The following is a 15,873-nucleotide window of genomic DNA, read 5'->3' as shown; positions in this document are numbered from 1 at the left end:
TCATCCAGAGCAAGGGGTCGACCTGTGGTTACGAGACCGCGGGGGCGGCAGAACGTGGTTACCGCTTGTTGCCTTGTCCTGTCCCTGTCCGCCGGCGTCCTGGCCGCCGCGGTCCCGTCCGCTCCCGCGGACGCGAGACCGCCGGACCCAGCCGCCAAGAAGAAGCAACTCGACTCGCAGATCAACCAGTCCAAGGCTGATCTCGACGACGCGTCCGACCAGCTCGGCAAGTCCGTTGCCGCGTACAACCAAGCCGTCACGAAGTACCAGGCCGTCCAGGTCCGGTACGCCGCCGCGCAGGGGCAGCTCGCCGCCGCGAAGGCCGCCGACGCGGTTGCCGCGGGCAAGCTTGTCGCGGCCGAGGCGGCGTTGCGTACGGCGGCGTCCGACGTCGCGGCCGGTGAGCAGCTGATCGCGGAGAAGCGGGCCGTCGCGGGTCGCGCCGTACGATCGGCGTACCAGCAGCAGAACAGCCTGGTCGGGCTGTCGATCGCGTTGCGCGGTGCCGCGCCGGCCGACATCGCCACCGGCATGCAGGTGCAGCGGAACCTGTTCGGCATCCAGAGCAACGCGATCACCAACCTGAACAACGCGCAGGCGCAGCTCGCCAGCAGGCAGGTCAAGCTCGCTGCCGCGGAGAAGGACGCCGAAACAGCGCGTGCCGACGCCGCCGCGACGGTCCAGAAGGTCACCGAGCTGACCAAGCAGGTCGCGGCCGACCGGGCGGAGGCGGCAGCGGTCGCGGCGGTCAAGCTGACCGCGTTCAAGGCGGCCGAGCAGGAGAAGAACAGCGAGCTGGCGCAGTACAACTCGTTGCTGCAGGAGCGGAACCGGGTCCAGCAGATGCTGATCGCCCAGGCTCGGGCCGAGAAGGCGGCCGCGGCGCGCCGGAAGGCAGCTGCCGAGGCGGCCGAACGGGCACGTGCACGCAAGGAGCACCGGCAGCCGCGCGACATTCCCGACCCGCCGTCGACCGGTGACGGGCGGCTGGCGTATCCCGTCAGCAGCTACATCACGTCGCCGTACGGGATGCGTTTCCACCCGGTCCTGCACATCTGGAAGCTGCACGACGGCACCGACTTCCGTGCACCCTGCGGTACGCCGGTCCGCGCCGCGGCCGACGGGGTCGTGACGGACAAGTACTTCAACGGTGGTTACGGGAACCGGCTGTTCATCTCACACGGGGTGATCGGCGGGCACTCGATCACGACGGTCTACAACCACCTGTCGAAGTACAAAGCGCATGTTGGCGAACGGGTGAAGCGCGGCGAGATCGTCGGGTGGTCCGGTACGACCGGGTACTCGACCGGGTGCCACCTGCACTTCATGGTCTACAAGGACGGCGACGTGGTTAATCCGATGGGGTGGCTCTGAGCTACCTGCGATACTGGAGGGATGGTGAAACAGTCCGGCCGGGAGAAGCCGATCGCGCAGAACCGTAAGGCGCGACACGACTACCACATCGAGGACGTGGTGGAGGCCGGGCTGGTGCTGACCGGGACCGAGGTCAAGTCCCTCCGCCAAGGCCGGGCCTCCCTCGTCGACGCCTTCGCGGCCGTCCGCGGCGGCGAGCTGTGGCTGCAGGGCATGCACATTCCGGAGTACAAACACGGCACGTGGACCAACCACGAACCCCGCCGTACCCGGAAGCTGTTGCTGCACAAGGACGAGGTTCAGAAACTCATCCGCGCCGTCGAACAACAGGGCGTCTCGCTGATCCCCCTGTCCCTGTACTTCAAGGACGGCTACGCCAAGGTCGAGCTGGCCACCGGCCGAGGCAAGAAGGACTACGACAAACGCCACGCCCTCGCCGAACGCCAAGCCAACCGAGAAGCCCAAAGAGCCCTCTCCGACCGCCGTCGAGGCTGACCGACTGGGGTCGGGTCAGGGGTTGGTCCGGGCTGAACCCGATGGGGTGAGGGAGTTCGGGCGCGCACAGTGGAGACATGTCCACTTCAGAGTTGCTGGTGACCTCGGCGCAGCGGGATCGAGCCGTCGAGATCCTCAAAGAGATGTACGCCGACGGCCGCCTCGACCACATGGAGTTCGACCTCCGTCTGGACAAGGCGCTCAAGGCACGGACCCGGGCCGAGTTGAACAGCACGTTCGACGGGCTCGTCTCCCGCCCGGTCCCGACGTTCGCGCCGGCCGCGTTCACCCGCCCGGCGCCGCTGCAGACCTACCAGGGCGACGGCCGCGGGATGGGTACGATCGCGCACTGGCTCGGGTACCCGACCTCGTTCGTCGGCCCGGCGCTCGTCGTCGCGACGGCCGGCCAGAAGAACCCCGCCGTACGCCGGCACGCCGTCGAGGCGCTGAACTTCCAGCTGACCTCGGCCGGGGCGTTCGCGCTGCTCGGGGTGATGACCGGGTTCACGCACGGGTTCCTCGGGTTCCTGTTCCCGATCCTCGGGATCCTGTGGTTCCTGCTGACAGGGATCGGCGGCCTCGCCACCGCGGCCGGCGGCAAGTTCCGCTACCCGTTCACGCTGCGCCTGATCAAGTAGGCCCTACCCTGCTGGGGTGGGCGTACCAGTAGGAGCGCGGTGGGAGGTCGGCGCGTTCCTCGGGCTGACCGCGGCGACCGGGCTGATCGACGCGGTCAGCTACCTGAAGCTCGGACATACCTTCGTCGCGAACATGACCGGGAACGTGGTCTTCCTCGGGTTCGCGGTCGCACCCGGGTCGGGGTTCCGGCTCGGGCCGCCGGTCGTCGCCGTACTCGGATTCGTCCTGGGATCGCTCCTCGGCGGCCGGGCGGCGCGGGTCCTCGAGCCGCGGCCGCGGCGCTGGCTGGGGATCGTCTTCGGCGCACAGGCCGCGGTGCTGCTGTTGTGCAGTCTGCTGGTCGGGGTCGGCGTACTGCGGGAGTCGGGCTCCACGTCGTACCTGCTGATCCTCGCGCTGGCGGCCTGCTTCGGGCTGCAGAACGCGACCGTACGGCACGTCGCGCCGAAGGACATGACGACGACCGTGCTCACCCTGACGCTCACCGGTCTCGCCGCGGACAGCGTGCTCGGCAACGGGCGGGCTGCCAGTCCGTACCGTCGCCTCGGCTCGATCCTCGCGATGCTCGCCGGCGCCGCCGTCGGCGCCCTCCTGCTCCGCGCCACCACCGGCTGGGTGATCGCCCTCGCCGGAGCCGTGGTCGCCGCCGCGGCCGCGATCTTAGCCCTCGCTCCGGCGGACTGAGGGGAATGTGGGGTGCGGGAGGTTGGTTGGACTTGATAGTGTGGATCTTCCACCGAGCTACTGGGTGGGAGTTTGACAACTCAACAGGGGGTGAACGGTTTCGACTTTGGACGTATGTTCCAAGGGAAGCGGGCCGAGGATCCAGGGTTATCTCGTTAACGATCTCTGGAAACCAACAAGTGCCAACGTTAAGCGCACTGACCTCGCTCTCGCCGCCTGACGGCCTGAGCAACTAAAGAGGTGGTCAGCCCGGGGATGCTCTCGCCCCGGTCACTGGCCTCATTTAGAGAGCTTGCTTTGTTAGCCCGGTCACGGGGCTAGCACGGGACATTTACAGTGACTGAGCCTGTCAGCGAGATGTCTGTACAAACGCTGGGGCCGAGAAAAGCGCTATTCAGACTGCGCCCGGAGAAGTCTTGAAACAACGCCGAAGGACGCGGGTTCGATTCCCGCCACCTCCACCCCTTGAGAACGCGCAGGCCAGCCCAGCTGACCTGCGCGTTCTGCTGTCTGCGCCCGGCGGTGCGTCGTACGACGATGACGTCGGGTCGCCGGGAGACGCCGGGCTGGTCGGCGGAGCGAGCTCGAGGTGGTGTTCCGGTCAGGGGGTGTGGCGGATGGTGGCGTGGGTTATGAAGGTGTCGAAGTAGGTGTCGTCGAAGATGCGGGCTACTACTGCGGCGCGGGTGCGGACGGCTAGTTTGGTGCGGATCGAGCGGACGTGGTCGTGGACGGTGTGGGGGGAGACGAACAATTCGGCTGCGATCTCGGCGTCGGACAGGCCGCGGCACAGTAAGCGGGTGACCTCGATCTCGCGGGTGCTGAGGCCGGCGCCGACGACCCGCGGTCCGAGCAGCTCGGCGGGGGTGGCCGAGGTCAGAATCACCGCGGTACGGCCCTCGGGGAGTTCCATGCCGTGGGCGCTGAGCCAGCGTCCGTCGGCGATGCGCAGGACCGTCGAGAACCGCGGAGCTGCAGCGGCCAGCGCGACCAGGTGGTCGATGTGGCGATACCGGTCGGACCGCCTGTTCTCCAGCTCGGCGCGCAGTACCTCGTCGTCGAGACTGAACTCGATGAGCTTGCCGTCGGCAACGACCAGCATGCCACGGGCGCCATGGCCGGCGGCGCCCGTACGGAGATCGGCCAGGACGGCACGGCGCAGTACCGCGCCCGCTCTGCCGGCGACCGCGTCGAGGAGTGCTTCGTCGTCGGCGGTGAAGGCGCCGCTGCGCCGCCACAGCGACACACCAGCCCAGGCAACCTGGCCGTCCGGCAGCACCGCCCGGAGCTCGTCGGTGAAACCGTACGCCTCGACGACCGTCTCCAGCATGCCGGGATTGCTCTCCCGCAGCCGCAACGCCCGAGCCCCGGAGCGGGTGGCTGCCATCCGGCGGAAGCTGTCGTCGCCGCCGGCGAGCTCCACGCCGAAGAACGGGTGGCACGTTTCCGGCGGTAGCTCGGTCACCGCTCCGGTCCAGAACAGGCCGGTCTGCGGGTGCATCAACACGAGCGCGCCGGCGTCGGCGCCCGGTACGGCGGCCAGCATCTGGTCGAGCACCCGTTCGGCGGTGTGCGCCGGGTCGGCGTCGGCCGCGATCGCGGACACAGCTCGTCCGAGCCGGTCGGCGAGCGCCGTTCCCTGAATCGCGGTCACGGCTATCAGAGTAGGACCTGGATCCCCCGTTCCGGGGATGGCCGGTACGGCGAACCCGGCGCCAGGCTGGACGGTATGAGCCAACTCGGATCCCCGGTACTCGCACCGCAGGACGCACCCGTCTACAACCACGTCGACATGTTGTGCCGGATCGTGCTCGACGGGCGCGACACCGACGGCGCGTTCGCCCTGGTGGAGGAACGGGCCGCCCTCGGCGCGATGACGCCCCGACATGTCCACAGCCGCGAAGCGGAGACCTTCATCGTCCTCGAGGGTGCCCTGGAGGCGTGGAGCGAGGGCCGAAGCACGCTGGTCGAGGCCGGCTCGCTGATCTATCTGCCGCCCGGCCGCGCGCACGCCTTCCGGGTCGCCTCGGCGTCCGCCCGCTACTACACCTTGATCACACCGTCGGGCTTCGAGAGCTTCTTCCGGGACTCAGGTGTACTCGTCACGCAGCCGTTCACCGGCGATCTGCCGGTCCCCGGACCGGTGCCGCCCGACGGAGTCGCCAAGCTGCAACAACTGCTCGACCCGCTGGGCTGCACGATCACCGGACCACCACCCTTCGCACCGCCCGGCTCTTGAGTGTTCACTGGCTGATCGTGACGCCGGCCAGCTTGTCCGGGTCGAGGACGAGGTCGATCTCGGTGATCCGGTGGGCGACGACGGTGATGCCGACCACCGCGACCACGCCTGAGCGGGCGCGGGCGATGATGCCCGTCGCGCCGTTGACCAGTGCGGGCTCGCAGAGGGTTGCGAAGCGCGGCCCAACCCCGGCAGTGTGCTCCGCGACGTCGGCGGCACCCGTGAGCAGGGCCGGAGCCAGTCCCGGGCGGGTCCCGGCGTCGACACGGAAGACGACATCGGGGTCGAGTACCTGGAGAAGGCCGTCGAAATCGCCCGCCCTGGCTGCCGTCAGGAATGCGTCGACGACCCGGCGCTGCGTCGGTACGTCGGCATCGGGCACCGCCGAGGTCCCGCGCAGCCGCCGCCGGGCCCGGCTGGCGAGCTGGCGCGCGGCCACCGGCGAGCGGTCCACGATCGGCGCGATCTCGTCGAACGGGACCCCGAACATGTCGTGCAGGACGAACGCGAGGCGCTCCGCGGGCTCCAGGCTCTCCATGACCACGAGCAGGGCGAGCCCGACGGAGTCCGCCACCAGCGTGGCGTGCTCCGGGTCGAGGCTCCCGTCGACGCTGACGACAGGCTCGGGCAGCCACGTACCGGTCGGCTGCTCCGGCCGTGCCCGCCGGGCGCGCAGCATGTCGATGCACACCCGGCCGACGAGCGTGACCAGCCAGCCGTCGATGCTTTCGATCGCAGCGCTGTCGGAGCGGGTCGTCCGGATCCAGGCCTCCTGGAGCGCGTCGTCCGCGTCGCTGAGGGAGCCGAGCATCCGGTACGCGACCGCGCGCAACCGCGGCCGGTGCCGCTCGAACTGCTCGGCGAACCACAGGTTCTGCTCGTCGCCCATCTCGGCACCTCCCGCTCGGTCTTCCATCATCTGCTCCGCCCACGGCCTCCGCGTCATCCGGCGGCAGCCTTCGGCCGGGCTGTGACGTTGGCAAGCACAACGAGATTGACGATCAGGGCGGGTACCAGGACCATCAGCAGCGGTACCAGCGCGTCCCGGGGAATCGACGGCCCGCTGCGGAAGTGACTCCAGCGGGCAGCGGCGACCGTGCCACCGAGACAAGCCCACAGTGCCGTCTCGACGGCGGGCAGCCACTCCCGGCTGCGGATGTGGAAGCCGCTCGCCATCAGCGAGATCACCGCGATCCCCAGCCCGGCGAGCGGGGTGGCCCATTCCATCGTGCCGACCAGCAGCGGTACGACGAGACCGACGGCTGCCGCGACCTCGCTGAGGCCGATCGCGACGGTCATCAGGCGTGGCACCTGGTCGAAGCCGACCCAGCGGTCGATGCCCCGGCCGGCGATCTTGGGCAGACCGGCCGCCAGGAAGAAGGACGCGAGGAACCCCTCGGCGATCCAGACGGTGATGTCGAACACGCGCTCGCTCCTTGCTCCGTACTCTGCAGGCTTACTCCTCCAGGTCGGATCCGGGACCGCGGATGTGACCGATGCAGGCGGGGGACGTGCGCGCGCAAGCGGTTGCCGCAGGTCGCACCCGCGTTCGCCGTTTCCGAGCGGGAAAGCCGGGCGTAGAGTGCTGTGATCCGGGCTGATTGGGGGCTGGATGTGAGCGTGGGGCGTACCTCCGGTGACCGAGTGTGGCCGGGCTGAACACCGGGTTCCGGCGTCGGACGGCCATGTCCGGGCACGTGGCCCGCCGTGTCCTGCGCGCGATCGGCTCCGCCGCCTCCTGAGCCGCTGGCGTGCCTGGGGGAGGAGATACCGGCGTCGACCGGCATCCCTGGCAGGACGAGCAGCAACCTCGCAGTACAAGGGGGCAATCATGCGCACGAAGCTTCTCACCTTCGTGGCTTCACTCTTCGCAGCTATGACTGTGGCCTTGGTATCGGCGTCTCCGGCGATGGCGGACAGCCCGCACTACGTCACCGGCCCGACGGCCACCGTGCAGGACAACAGCCTTACCGTCACGTGGAAGGCGGCCGGTCTCGGAAACACCGTGACCTCGGTCGACTTCTCACTCACCGGCACCGTCACGACGACGTCGCAGTGCTTCACCAAGAGCGGCAACCCCGTGAACGGAGTGCCCAAGTCCGAGACGGTCAACGTGAACACGACCGGGACGTTCCCGGTCCGCAACGGGCAGACGACCGGGTCGCTCACCGTCGCACCGCTGTCCACACTGCAGTGCACCGGTAATCAGCACGTCGTCATCCTGTCGGCCGCGTTCGATCTGACGCTGACCGGCGACGGCCTTCCGCCGGTCCACCTGACGAGCTAGCAGGCCGCTCGGCGCGATGCCGGGACCATCGCATCGCGCCCGAACCGGGCGGCGGGGTCTGCACGGCCTCGCCGCCCGCCGGATCCGGTACCGGAAAATGGATTGCCCCGGGAGCGGCCCTCACGTTGGGTAGGCGGCGTGAACGAACTGCTGACCGATCGCTTGGTACTCCGTGGATGGCGGGACTCCGACCTGGAGCCGTGGGCGGCGATGAACGCCGATCCTGAGGTGCGGGAGCATCTGGGTGATCTGCTCACCCGGGAACAGAGCGATGCCTCGGTGGCGAGTTTCCGGAAGGAGTTCGAGCAGCGGGGTTACGGCTGGTGGGCGGTTGAACTGCGGGCCACCGGCGAGTTCATCGGTTTCGCGGGCCTGGATCCGGTGGACGACGAGATGCCGTTCACGGGAGTGGAGATCGGGTGGAGGCTCGCCCGCTCGGCCTGGGGGAAGGGGTACGCCACCGAGGCCGCGCTGGCCGGCCTGAACTTCGGCTTCGAAACCCTTGGACTCGCCGAGATCCTGGCCGTGACGACTGCGACCAACCTCCGTTCCCAGGCAGTGATGCGCCGGATCGGGATGACACGAGACCCGGCGGACGACTTCGACGACCCGACCGCGCCCGAAGGGCCGTTGCGTCCGAGTGTGGTGTACCGCAAAGCGCGCAGCACGGCGGCCTGACGGGGTCAGCCGATCGCGTTGGTGATGAGGGTGTCCGAGAGGTCACGTAGGCGGGCGCGAGCGTTGGCGTCGTACGCCTGCTCGTGCGCGCGGGCCTCGCGCAGGCCGTTGTAGTAGCGGCCGGTGGGCAGGGACGGCGCGGTGATCAGGCGGATCGTGGCGTCGGCGCCCTCGGCAACGGTGCTGATCGGGTTGACGCCGCTCTCGTTCACCATCGTGGTGTTCATGAACGTTGCCGGGTGCAACGAATTCACGGTGAGCTCCGGGCGTTCCGCGGCGAGGTCGATGGTGAACATGATCTGCGCCAGCTTGCTGCGCTGGTACGCCCCGAACCCGTCCCAGCCACGTTCCATCATCGGATCGCCGAAGTCGATCCGCTGCTGACCGGCCGATGCCACGTTGACGACCCGACCGGCCGGTGCCAGTTGCGGTAGCAGCCGCCGGGTCAGGTGGTAGCCGGCCAGGTAGTTGACCGCGAACCGCAATTCGATGCCGTCGGCGCTCACCTCGCGCCTGGTGCCGGGACTGCCGGCCCCAATGCCCGCGTTGTTGACGATCACGTCGAGCTCGCCGGTGATGCTGCCGGCCAGCCGGTCGACCTCGTGCAGGTCCGCCAGGTCGGCGAGGAAGATCTCGGGCTTCGGCCCGCCGGCGGCGACGATGTCCGCTAGCACCCCCTCGGCACGAGCGCGGGAGCGCCCGTGGACGAGTACGCGCGCCCCCTCGCTCCCCAGTCGCACAGCCAGCTCGCGGCCCAGTCCGTCGGTTGCCCCGGTGATCAGGATCGTCTGCATGCCGTCCACCGTACGTCGGTCCCGCACCGCCGAACGGCGTAGGGGTACGGCCGTTCAGGTTGATGTGCTGCGTACCTTGACGGTTACGTACCATGATGGTTACATAAGCATTGTGGAAGCTGTGTTGCGGGCGTTGGCCGATGACGGGCGCCGGACTTTGGTGGAGGCCTTGGCGGTTCGGCCCGCGACGGCGGGGGAGCTGGCCGAGCTGCTGCCGATCGCGCGGCCCGGTGTCTCGCGGCATCTGCGGGTGTTGCGGGAGGCCGGTCTGGTGGAGAGCCGGCAGGAGGCGCAGCGGCGGGTGTACTCGTTGCGGTCGGAGCCATTGGCGGAGCTGGACGAGTGGCTCGGGCGGTACCGGAGTTTGTGGCAGCAGCGGCTGGATGCTCTTCATACGGAGATTGCGAGGGGGAAGCGGACATGAACATCCTCGGGCGACTGGGCTTGGCCGACGGCAAGGGTGTCGTGCGGTTGGAGGACCGGTACGACACCGGCATCGAGGACCTCTGGTCGGCGGTGACCGATCCGGTACGGCTCGCGCGGTGGTACGGCAAAGTCGAAGGAGATCTGCGCCTCGGCGGCGCCTTCACGGTGTACCTCGAATCCGCCGACCTCGAAGGGATCTGCCGCGTCGACGTCTGCGAACCGCCGCACCGCCTCCGCTACACCAGCCGCGAGTCGGACGAGTCGGCCGCCCGCGGTAACGGCCCGGCGCCGTTCGAGCAGACCGTCGAGGCCACCCTGACCGCCGACGGCTCCCAAACGGTCCTGACCATCGAGGTCCGGGGCCTCCCGGTCGAGAATCTCGAGTACTTCGGCGCCGGCTGGCAACTCCACGCCGAGAACCTCGCCGCCTACCTGACCGACCGGCCAACGGACGACTCCCGCTGGGCCGCGCTGGTCCAGGCCTACCTGGAGCAGGCTGCCGCCCTCCGTTCGCAGTAGCGATCTCGTGCCAGCGGGAAGACAGAGCCGTGTCAGTGACGTTGGCAACCATGGGGGCTGTGGACGAGGGAGGCGCCGTGGGCGAGCTTGAACTGGTGGGTGGGGTTGCGGTCGAAAGTTTCGGGGCCGGCCCGGGGGTGGTCGTCGTGCCGGGGACCAATCGGCGGGCGCATCACTACGAGGCGCTGGCCCGGGAGCTGGCGGGCGCTCATACCGTGCATGTGATCGAGCGCCGCGGGCGTGGGGCGAGTCTGCCGCGCGGTGACCTGTACAGCGTCGAGGCCGAGGCCGACGACGTGCTCGGGGTGCTGGAGCGGACCGGGTCGCGGGTGCTGTTCGGGCACAGTTACGGCGGGCTGATCGGGTTGCACGTCGGCCTGCGGCAGCCGCTGGACGCGCTGATCGTGTACGAGCCGGGCGTCAGCCTCGAGGGGTCGTTCGACCTCGGCTGGCTGGACGCGTTCCGCCGCAAGGTCGAGGACCGCCGGTTCGTGTCGGCGATGGCGACGTTCCTGAAGCAGACGGAGCTGTTGCCGTTCCGGGCCACTCCGTTGCTCTGGGCAACCTCCTTCCTGCTGCTGTCCGGGCGTGAGGAGCGGGACCTGATGCCGCTCACCCCCGACGAGCTGGCCGAGATCGCGCGGCTCGACTCCGACGGCAGCCGGTACGCCGGCATCGCATCGCCGACCCTGCTGCTCGGCGGTGCGAAGACGCCTGCGTACCTGACCGGTGTACTTCCGCGACTGGCCGGACTGATCCCGAACGCGGAGTACACCATCCTGCCCGGCCTCGACCACAACGCCCCCGACGAGAACGCCCCGGACGAGATCGCCCGCCAGGTACGCCAGTACCTGGTCCGCGGCGAACGCCGATCACTCGATCACTAACACCTGTACGACGTCCCAGTGCTCCACGATCCGGTCGTTCTCGAACCGCCAGATGTCGACGACGGCCTGCGTGGATTCGGGCGTGGTCATCAGGTAGTGGACGACGACGTGGGTGTCGTCGGCGATCGCCCGGAGCAGGTCGAGCTTCGCGCCGGCGACCGGGGCGCTGGCGATGAACTCGATGAACGCGTCGCGGCCGGACGGGTTGCCGGGGCTGTGTTCGACGAAGTTCTCGTGCAGGAGCGGGCGGAGCGGTTCGAGGTTGCCGTTGGCAAATTCCTGGAAGGCGTGCAGGGTGAGCTGCTTGATGGTCATGCGAACGACGATGCGGCCGCGGCGGTGGTGCCGTCGATTACATGACCTGTAATGGCGCGGCCCCGGATACTGGGGGTGTGAGCGACAGGCCGGTGGGTGAGCTGCTGCGCGAGTGGCGTCGGCGGCGGAAGTTGAGTCAGCTGGATCTGGCGATTCAGGCTGACGTGTCGTCGCGGCACGTCAGCTTCGTCGAGACCGGGCGGACGATACCGAGTGCCGCTATGGTGCTGCACCTTGCCGAGCAGCTCGGCGTACCGTTGCGGGAACGGAACCGGCTGCTGGTCGCGGCCGGTCACGCGCCGGCGTACCGGCAGACGCCGCTCGACGACCCCGACCAGACGCGGGTCCGTGCAGCGCTCGAGCAGTTCCTCCGCGCGCACGCGCCGTACCCGGCCCTGGCCGTCGATCGGCGGTGGAACCTGCTGCTCGCCAACGACCCGTTCAACGCGTTCCTCGCCACCGTCGACCGGAAGTTGCTCCAGGCACCGGTCAACCTGATGCGGCTCGGCCTGCATCCGGACGGGCTGGCGTCGCGGATCCGCAACCTGCAACAGGTACGCGGTTTCCTGCTGCCCCGGCTCGCCCGGCAGGCCGCGACGACCGGCGACCCGTTCCTGCACCAGCTGTACGACGAACTGGTTGCCCACGGCCCGGTCGTCAGCACGCCGCCGGACCCGGCGGAGATCGCGCTCCCGATCCAGCTCCACCACCGCGGCGTCGACCTCACCTTCCTGAGCGCGATCACGACCTTCGGTACGGCGTTCGACATCACCCTCGAGGAGATCGCGGTCGAGACGTACCTGCCGGCGGATGCGCAGACGGCCGACTACTTCCGTCGTAGCTGACGGAACGTACGCCGCAGGTCGTCGGTCCATTCCGTTGGGACCTCCCACGGAATGAAGTGGCCGCCGTTCGGGTGCGCGGTGATGTTGACGTGGTTGTACCAGGCGGCGCGGTCGCTCGCGAGGAAGTTCTGGACGCGTTCCTCCGGGGTACGGACGCCGGGCGGGTTCTCGTAGCCGACGAACGTGATGCCGGTCGGGGCCTCGATCACCGGCGTCCGGTCGTGGGACGGCGTCCACGGGTAGCGGTTGTTGTTCGCGTACGTGCGGATCGAGGTGTCGATCGCGTCGCCCGCCCAGAAGATCGTCGCGTGCGTGAGCAGGTCGTCGTCGCTGAACGGCTCGTTCTCCGACCAGCTCAGCCAGCGTTCCATGATCCACGCCAGCATGCCGGCGGGCGAGTCGGCCAGGCCGTATCCGAGCGTCGTCGGGTGCAGTACGTGCGCCGCGAGATGCGCGGCGAACCGGCGTTCGAACTGGACGATCCCGTCGTGGATCTCCGGCGGCAGGCCCTCCGGGATCGGCCGGCCGCCGCTCAGGTCCCAGCCGCGGTCGCCGTTGAAGAAGTCGAGCTTCAGCGCCGAGCCGATGTGGATCCCGTACAGCTCGGCGGCGTACTTGTGGCCGAGCTGTCCGGTCACCAGCGCGCCGACGTCGCAGCCGGCCGCGGCGTACTTCCCGAACCCTAGGACGCCCGTCATCAGCTCGTGCCAGACGTCGGCGATCTTCCAGAAATTCATGTCCGGACGAGTCGGCGTCGAGAACCCGAACCCCGGCAGCGAGGGCACGATCACATCGAACGCGTCGGCCGGGTCACCGCCGTACGACGCCGGGTCCGCGAGCCGGTCGATCACCTTCGACCAGTGCCAGAACGTCCACGGCCAGCCGTGGCTCAGGATCAGCGGGACCGGATCCGGGCCGACGCCCGCGCGGCGGAGGAAGTGCACGGGAACGTCGCCGACGTCGACGCGGTAGTGGTCGTACTTGTTGATCGCCTGCTCGGCGTCGCGCCAGTCGTAGCCGTCGGCCCAGTACTCGACGAGCGGCTGCAGGCGGGTGCGGCGTACTCCGTAGAAACCGTCGTCGTTGCCGGCGTCGCGCGGCCACTTCGTCGCGCGCAGGCGGGTGCGGAGGTCGTCGAGGACTTCGTCGGGTACTGAAATCGGACTCGGAATCGGATTCGGAATCGGATTCGGAATCGGACTCGGGGTCATCGGGGTTCCTCTGCGAGTTCGGTGAGGCGGTGGAGGACGTCGATCGAGCCAGCGAGTACGGCGCGCTCGTCGGGGGTGAGCCGGTCCACGAGGGCGGCGAGTTCCGCGACCCGGTTCGCGTGCCGGGAGTGGACGATTTTCTGGCCGGCCGGGGTCAGCGAGAGCAGGCTGGCGCGACCGTCGGTCGGGTCGGGGCGGCGTTGGACGAGTCCGTCGTCCTCGAGCTTCGCAACCAGGCTGGTGAGGGCCGGTTGCTTGAGCTGCTCGGTCGGCAGCAGGGCGGTGAGGCGGAGCGGACCGTTGCGGTCGAGGGTGTGCAGGACCGACAGCGTGGAGAAGTTCAGCCGGCGGACCGGGGGCAGCCGGATGAAGATCGTGGTGAAGTCCTCGATGACCGTGGTCAGGCGGTCGACGTCCAGCTCACTCACGGACCCGACTATACATCGATTTTCGATGTTTTAGGGGGTGAGCTGGATTCCCTGGACGGTGAAGCTGGTGCTGCCGGACTTGAACGTCAGCACCGCCTGGTCGGCGCTGTCGGGCAGGTGGCCCTTGAACGTGATCGTGCCGTGCTCGCTGCCGCCCGCCGGGATCTTGCCCGGCCAGGAACTCTTGCCGGTGTCGGCGCGCAACGCGGTACCGTCCGCGGCGGTGAACGTCGTACCGTCGATCGGGATCGTGAACGCCTGCTTGCTGACGTTCGCGACCAGCACCTCGATGCGGGTGAAATGGCTGGTGTACGTGACCTTCTCGACGGTGATCGTGACGCCGGTGCCGGGTTTCGCGACCGGTTTCACCAGGCGGTCGGCGCCGGACTCGTTACCGGTCAGGTAGCCGGCGACGTACTCCGTCCCCGCGGTCAGCGCGAACCCGCCGACGCCGACGCCGGCGAGTACGACGGCGATCGCGATGATCACCGAGACGTCGAACCGGCCCGGCCGGTGTTCCTTGGGGGCGGCGGCGTCGAGCAGGGCGAGCACCATCGCGACCACGAGCGCGATACCTGGTGGGACCAGCCAGCGCAGCGCGCTGCCGGGCCCGTCGCTGAAGAACGTGACGACGAGGTTGACGATCAGCCCGAGTACGATCACACCGGCGGCCGCGATCAGCACCCGCGGCAACCGTACGGTCCCGACCGCGTCGTCCGGCGTGTCCCGATCCGGGCGCTGCTCGGGGAGCCGCATCCCGCGCCGCTCTGCACCGGCCGCAATGGGTTCTGGACTTGCCGTACGTCCGCGCGGACCTGGTTCGCTGCCGTCGCGCTCCGGGCTCGTGGGCCAGCCGTCGGACTCGTTCCAGTTCGGCTGGGACCGGTCGATCCGGGCCGAGATCTCCCACGGCGACCGCACCGGCTCCGGGTTGTCCGCCGACGGATAGGCAGCCCATCCCCGATCCACCTCGAACCCACCCGCAGCCGGCAGGCCCGCCTCCTCAACCCCATCCCCGTATGCCGAGGCGCCGCTTGCGTACTCATCCACAGCACGCCCGGGCTCGCCCGCCTCCGGCGGGAAGTCAGTCGCCTGCGGTTCCTCGGTCGCGCGGTGCACGAAGTCGCCGTGCTGGTCAGTTGCTGGTGGAGGTGGAAAGTCGGCGGGTGTGGCGTGGCCACCAGCCTCGACCGGGCCAGCTGGTCCGCCGGGGTGAGGGAGCTCCGCCGCCGGTGCATGCGGCGCGAGCTCCGGGGAGTACGCCTGCTCCGCGGGCTGCGGGGGGTATGCCTGGTCCGCTGACTCCGGGGAGTACGCCTGCTCGGCGTCCGCCGGTCGGCCGCTCGGTGGTCCCGCCGGAGGCGCGGCGGGCGGGGGTGAGGAGGCGGGGGTGTCGGAGGTGGGGGGTGTGGTGTCGGGGGTGGGGGATTGGTGGAAGGTGAGGATCGAGCGGCCGATGTGGATTCGGTCGCCGGGGGTGAGAGGGGTGGGGGCGGTCAGGCGGTGGCCGTTGAGGCCGGTGCCGTTGCGGGACTCGTCGTACAGGGTCCAGGTGCCGGCGGTGCGGGTCAGGCGGGCGTGGATGCGGGAGATCTGGTCGTCGGCCTGGAGGCGGATGTCGGCGTTCGAGGCGCGGCCGATAGTGATGGTGTCGTCGCCGGTGCCGGGCGGCAGCGTCCAGCGCTGGTCGCCGAGCGACAGCACGCATTCGGTTTCCACTCACACCCCAGCCGGCGTCGTCCTGTTCGCGATCCGTCGCACCGCGCGAGGCCTCGCAGCCCGCCGCGACCGACCCGTCTGCGCGATTCTGCCATTCAGGCCTGTCCCGGACCACCAGTGGTTCGCTGACCGCGCAACATCCGCGCCACATCCGTACTGTCCGCGTCAAGCCACTCACCGGACCGTGATGATTCTCAGCCGGCTCCCAGGTTTGTCAGCGCTTTGTAGCGATGACAACGCGGTCAGTTGTCATCGAGGTGCCAACGGCACGACAGCGCCTTGCCCGGCCGGGGTGCCGGACATAGTGTCACGCCGCGCGATTCATCGGGATTG

At 69.2% G+C, this 15,873-nt stretch carries 19 protein-coding genes and 1 other RNA gene; 12 read left to right on the top strand and 8 right to left on the bottom strand.

Going from position 1 to position 15,873, the window contains the following annotated elements:
* The first annotated feature begins 24 nt into the window (after positions 1-24).
* From ACZ5BU_RS16225 to ssrA, 5 genes are all read left to right on the top strand, one after another.
* Positions 25-1,374 (top strand): peptidoglycan DD-metalloendopeptidase family protein, encoded by a 1,350-nt coding sequence (locus tag ACZ5BU_RS16225; RefSeq protein ID WP_465699598.1) that lies wholly within the window; start codon positions 25-27, stop codon positions 1,372-1,374.
* Between the two features lie 21 nt (positions 1,375-1,395).
* The gene (gene smpB, locus ACZ5BU_RS16220; RefSeq protein WP_465699596.1) at positions 1,396-1,869 is read left to right on the top strand and encodes an SsrA-binding protein SmpB; all 474 of its coding nucleotides are present in this window, start codon (positions 1,396-1,398) and stop codon (positions 1,867-1,869) included.
* Between the two features lie 77 nt (positions 1,870-1,946).
* Complete coding sequence (locus ACZ5BU_RS16215) at positions 1,947-2,507, top strand: magnetosome magnetite crystal formation protein family (RefSeq protein WP_465699594.1); 561 nt, start codon at positions 1,947-1,949, stop codon at positions 2,505-2,507.
* Positions 2,508-2,523: 16 nt separating this feature from the next.
* A complete protein-coding gene (locus tag ACZ5BU_RS16210) occupies positions 2,524-3,192 on the top strand; it encodes a YoaK family protein (RefSeq protein ID WP_465699593.1) in 669 nt (222 codons plus the stop codon).
* Between the two features lie 86 nt (positions 3,193-3,278).
* Positions 3,279-3,656: a transfer-messenger RNA gene (gene ssrA, locus ACZ5BU_RS16205) on the top strand.
* Positions 3,657-3,793: 137 nt separating this feature from the next.
* On the opposite strand, the gene ACZ5BU_RS16200 is transcribed toward ssrA, so the two are convergent.
* The gene (locus ACZ5BU_RS16200) at positions 3,794-4,846 is read right to left on the bottom strand and encodes a response regulator transcription factor (protein ID WP_465699591.1); all 1,053 of its coding nucleotides are present in this window, start codon (positions 4,844-4,846) and stop codon (positions 3,794-3,796) included.
* Between the two features lie 75 nt (positions 4,847-4,921).
* On the opposite strand from ACZ5BU_RS16200, the gene ACZ5BU_RS16195 reads away from it, so the two are divergent.
* The gene (locus tag ACZ5BU_RS16195; protein ID WP_465699589.1) at positions 4,922-5,431 is read left to right on the top strand and encodes a cupin domain-containing protein; all 510 of its coding nucleotides are present in this window, start codon (positions 4,922-4,924) and stop codon (positions 5,429-5,431) included.
* Positions 5,432-5,435: 4 nt separating this feature from the next.
* Here the strand turns inward: ACZ5BU_RS16195 and sigJ are convergent, their stop codons facing one another.
* Both sigJ and ACZ5BU_RS16185 read right to left on the bottom strand, forming a co-directional pair.
* Positions 5,436-6,320 carry an RNA polymerase sigma factor SigJ gene (sigJ, locus tag ACZ5BU_RS16190; RefSeq protein ID WP_465699587.1) on the bottom strand — a complete coding sequence of 295 codons (885 nt, stop codon included), beginning with the start codon at positions 6,318-6,320 and terminating at the stop codon, positions 5,436-5,438.
* Between the two features lie 53 nt (positions 6,321-6,373).
* Positions 6,374-6,856, bottom strand: coding sequence for a DoxX family protein (locus ACZ5BU_RS16185; RefSeq protein ID WP_465699586.1), 483 nt, complete (start codon positions 6,854-6,856; stop codon positions 6,374-6,376).
* A 451-nt stretch (positions 6,857-7,307) separates the two neighbouring features.
* Here ACZ5BU_RS16185 and ACZ5BU_RS16180 point away from each other — a divergent pair, with 451 nt between their 5' ends.
* Both ACZ5BU_RS16180 and ACZ5BU_RS16175 read left to right on the top strand, forming a co-directional pair.
* Positions 7,308-7,718 carry a hypothetical protein gene (locus ACZ5BU_RS16180; protein WP_465699585.1) on the top strand — a complete coding sequence of 137 codons (411 nt, stop codon included), beginning with the start codon at positions 7,308-7,310 and terminating at the stop codon, positions 7,716-7,718.
* A gap of 138 nt (positions 7,719-7,856) precedes the next feature.
* Positions 7,857-8,396 carry a GNAT family N-acetyltransferase gene (locus ACZ5BU_RS16175; protein ID WP_465699583.1) on the top strand — a complete coding sequence of 180 codons (540 nt, stop codon included), beginning with the start codon at positions 7,857-7,859 and terminating at the stop codon, positions 8,394-8,396.
* A gap of 5 nt (positions 8,397-8,401) precedes the next feature.
* Here the strand turns inward: ACZ5BU_RS16175 and ACZ5BU_RS16170 are convergent, their stop codons facing one another.
* A complete protein-coding gene (locus ACZ5BU_RS16170) occupies positions 8,402-9,190 on the bottom strand; it encodes an SDR family NAD(P)-dependent oxidoreductase (protein WP_465699582.1) in 789 nt (262 codons plus the stop codon).
* Positions 9,191-9,302: 112 nt separating this feature from the next.
* Between ACZ5BU_RS16170 and ACZ5BU_RS16165 the strand changes: the two genes are divergently transcribed.
* From ACZ5BU_RS16165 to ACZ5BU_RS16155, 3 genes are all read left to right on the top strand, one after another.
* Positions 9,303-9,614 carry an ArsR/SmtB family transcription factor gene (locus ACZ5BU_RS16165; RefSeq protein WP_465699581.1) on the top strand — a complete coding sequence of 104 codons (312 nt, stop codon included), beginning with the start codon at positions 9,303-9,305 and terminating at the stop codon, positions 9,612-9,614.
* Positions 9,611-10,135 (top strand): SRPBCC domain-containing protein, encoded by a 525-nt coding sequence (locus tag ACZ5BU_RS16160; RefSeq protein ID WP_465699579.1) that lies wholly within the window; start codon positions 9,611-9,613, stop codon positions 10,133-10,135. The genes ACZ5BU_RS16165 and ACZ5BU_RS16160 overlap by 4 nt, the downstream gene beginning before the upstream one ends.
* Before the next feature lie 77 nt (positions 10,136-10,212).
* Positions 10,213-11,022, top strand: coding sequence for an alpha/beta fold hydrolase (locus ACZ5BU_RS16155; protein ID WP_465699578.1), 810 nt, complete (start codon positions 10,213-10,215; stop codon positions 11,020-11,022).
* Here the strand turns inward: ACZ5BU_RS16155 and ACZ5BU_RS16150 are convergent.
* Positions 11,008-11,337, bottom strand: a complete 330-nt coding sequence (locus ACZ5BU_RS16150; protein ID WP_465699576.1) for a nuclear transport factor 2 family protein — start codon at positions 11,335-11,337, stop codon at positions 11,008-11,010. The two genes, ACZ5BU_RS16155 and ACZ5BU_RS16150, sit on opposite strands and share 15 nt — an antisense overlap.
* A 77-nt stretch (positions 11,338-11,414) precedes the next feature.
* Here ACZ5BU_RS16150 and ACZ5BU_RS16145 point away from each other — a divergent pair, with 77 nt between their 5' ends.
* Complete coding sequence (locus ACZ5BU_RS16145) at positions 11,415-12,182, top strand: helix-turn-helix domain-containing protein (protein WP_465699574.1); 768 nt, start codon at positions 11,415-11,417, stop codon at positions 12,180-12,182.
* Here the strand turns inward: ACZ5BU_RS16145 and ACZ5BU_RS16140 are convergent.
* From ACZ5BU_RS16140 to ACZ5BU_RS16130, 3 genes are read right to left on the bottom strand one after another with little or no spacing between them, the layout of a single operon-like run.
* Positions 12,164-13,393, bottom strand: coding sequence for an epoxide hydrolase family protein (locus ACZ5BU_RS16140; protein ID WP_465699572.1), 1,230 nt, complete (start codon positions 13,391-13,393; stop codon positions 12,164-12,166). The two genes, ACZ5BU_RS16145 and ACZ5BU_RS16140, sit on opposite strands and share 19 nt — an antisense overlap.
* On the bottom strand, positions 13,390-13,821 hold the full coding sequence (locus ACZ5BU_RS16135) for a MarR family winged helix-turn-helix transcriptional regulator (protein ID WP_465699571.1): 432 nt from the start codon (positions 13,819-13,821) through the stop codon (positions 13,390-13,392). The genes ACZ5BU_RS16140 and ACZ5BU_RS16135 overlap by 4 nt, the downstream gene beginning before the upstream one ends.
* Positions 13,822-13,851: 30 nt before the next feature.
* A complete protein-coding gene (locus ACZ5BU_RS16130; RefSeq protein WP_465699570.1) occupies positions 13,852-15,540 on the bottom strand; it encodes an FHA domain-containing protein in 1,689 nt (562 codons plus the stop codon).
* Positions 15,541-15,873: the final 333 nt, after the last annotated feature.

The sequence above is a fragment of the Kribbella sp. NPDC031520 genome, assembly GCF_055580825.1.
Note: the sequence above shows the minus strand (reverse complement) of the source record. Positions and strands in the feature narration are given on the sequence as shown.